The organism is Actinoallomurus acaciae, assembly GCF_042429965.1.
Lineage (GTDB): Bacteria > Actinomycetota > Actinomycetes > Streptosporangiales > Streptosporangiaceae > Actinoallomurus > Actinoallomurus acaciae.
Map to the genome: position 1 here is coordinate 1 of NZ_JBHLZP010000936.1, position 1,791 is coordinate 1,791.

General features: G+C 72.4%; 3 protein-coding genes. 2 read left to right on the forward strand and 1 reads right to left on the reverse strand.

Annotated features, from left to right (window positions below; translation table 11 throughout):
* On the reverse strand, nucleotides 1–353 hold a 353-nt coding region (locus ACFFNX_RS49105; protein ID WP_378213349.1), incomplete at its 3' end, for a TetR family transcriptional regulator.
* A gap of 72 nt (nucleotides 354–425) precedes the next feature.
* On the opposite strand from ACFFNX_RS49105, the gene ACFFNX_RS49110 reads away from it, so the two are divergent.
* Both ACFFNX_RS49110 and ACFFNX_RS49115 read left to right on the forward strand, forming a co-directional pair.
* Complete coding sequence (locus ACFFNX_RS49110; RefSeq protein WP_378213350.1) at nucleotides 426–845, forward strand: ester cyclase; 420 nt, start codon at nucleotides 426–428, stop codon at nucleotides 843–845.
* A gap of 689 nt (nucleotides 846–1,534) precedes the next feature.
* On the forward strand, nucleotides 1,535–1,791 hold a 257-nt coding region (locus ACFFNX_RS49115; protein WP_378213351.1), incomplete at its 3' end, for a glycogen debranching N-terminal domain-containing protein.

Consider the following 1,791-nt stretch of genomic DNA (forward strand, 5'->3'; position numbering starts at 1 on the left):
TCCCGCAGCGCGGCGGGCGTGTTGACCGGCCGGGTCGCGACCAGCGGCACCACGCCGGGATGCGCGAGCAGCTCGCGGCGGAACCCGGCGGCGAATCCGCGCAGCATCGCCTGCCAGCCGGCCCGCGGGTCGACGGTGACCGCCCGGGTGGCGGCGCGTTCGACCAGGCCGGACAGGAGCGCGTCCTTGTTCGGGACGTAGTGGTAGAGGGTCATCGCCTCGACGCCGAGCGCGGCGCCCAGCTTTCGCATGGACAGCCCGGCCACACCGACCCGGTCCAGGAGCTCCAGCGCGGCGTCCAGCACCTTCGCCCGGGACAGCCCGGCCCGCTCGTGTGTCGCCCTGGTCGCCACGGTCCGCTCCTTGACTCTCTTACGCCGTAAGAGCAGGATAGCTTCGTCTTACGCTGTAAGAGAGGAAATGCCATGGACAACAAGACCGTCGTACGAGACTTCTTCGCGGCCGTCAGCGAGCGCCGGACCGATGACCTGCCGGCCTACCTGGCAGCCGACGTCGTCGACCACAACAAGATCATCCATGGTGAGCCCGACGAGCCCGGCGCGGCCTTCGAGGGCATCCGGATGCAGCTCGCCGCCTTCGACCCGCTGCTGATGCGCGTGGAGGAGCTGGTCGCCGAGGGGGACCGCGTCGTCGCCCGCCTCACCATGTCCGGCACCCACACCGGCACCCACATCCGCATGCCCGAACCGACCGGGCGCAGCTTCGAGAACGAGGCCATCTTCGTACTCACGCTCGCCGACGAAAAGATCACCGAGATCCGGGGCGTCAGCGACCGCCTGGGCCTGTTCGCCCAGCTCGGCTGGGACTGGCCGGCCGTCGCTTAGCGCCCGTCTCAAAGCCCCGCCGTCCGGCCGTGCGGAGCCGAGGGGAGCGCCTCGCCGCGTTGTCGCCCCCACCCCACGAAACCGTGCCGAACGGCTCCGCCGCCCGGCACGCTTCCGCGAGGACCCCGGGAAAGGCGACGCGCCCCCTGGACATCGCTCGCTACGAACGGGGACCTTGGGACGGGGCCCGGTGCCCGGTCGCGTCCCGGTGGGGTGGTCCGTCAGGAACGGCCCTGGTCGTGTGCGTTCGGTGACGAGTGCCGCGAAGCCGCCGAGCACGCACCGCAGCCCGAACTCATGCGCGTGGCCGGGGTCGTACGCCGCCTGGTGCGCCTCGACCACCGTCGGGCGTCGAGGCACAGCGCGTGAAGAAAGATGGTGGCGGCATCTCGGCTCCGGCCTCACCTAGGTCTTCGACGAGTCCACCACCGGTCCGCATGCGGCCGACGTCGATCGGCTTCTCGCCCCGCTCGACCGGGTCGTGGACGGCGGCGGCCCGGTGGTCGTGATCGAGCATCGCCCACGTCGACCTCGGGCCCGGCGCGGTCGTGTTCACCGGGGCACCGACCGAGCGTGGCCCAGGTCGGCACGCTGACCGTGCGACACCTGGCCGCGGACCGGTGAACCGTGTGCCGGCGGGACGGAAGCCGTCATCATGGGGGACGAACCCCCGCGAAACGGAGCAGATCGTGTCCGTCCCCGCCTCGCATTCCGCCGGTGTGCCCGGTCCCGCGCTGCACGAGTACCTCACCTGCGTCGCCGCTCCCGCGACCTGGCTGTCGCCGCCCGACGGCCGGCTCACCGGCGGGCCGGGAGGCCTGTACGTCGCCGACCGCCGCGTGCTGTCACGGCTCGTGGTGACCCTCGACGGCGCCGAACCCGAGCCCCGCGGCGCCGAGACGCTCGGCGCCGATCGCGTGCGTTTCACCGCCGCCCGCGGCGCGCT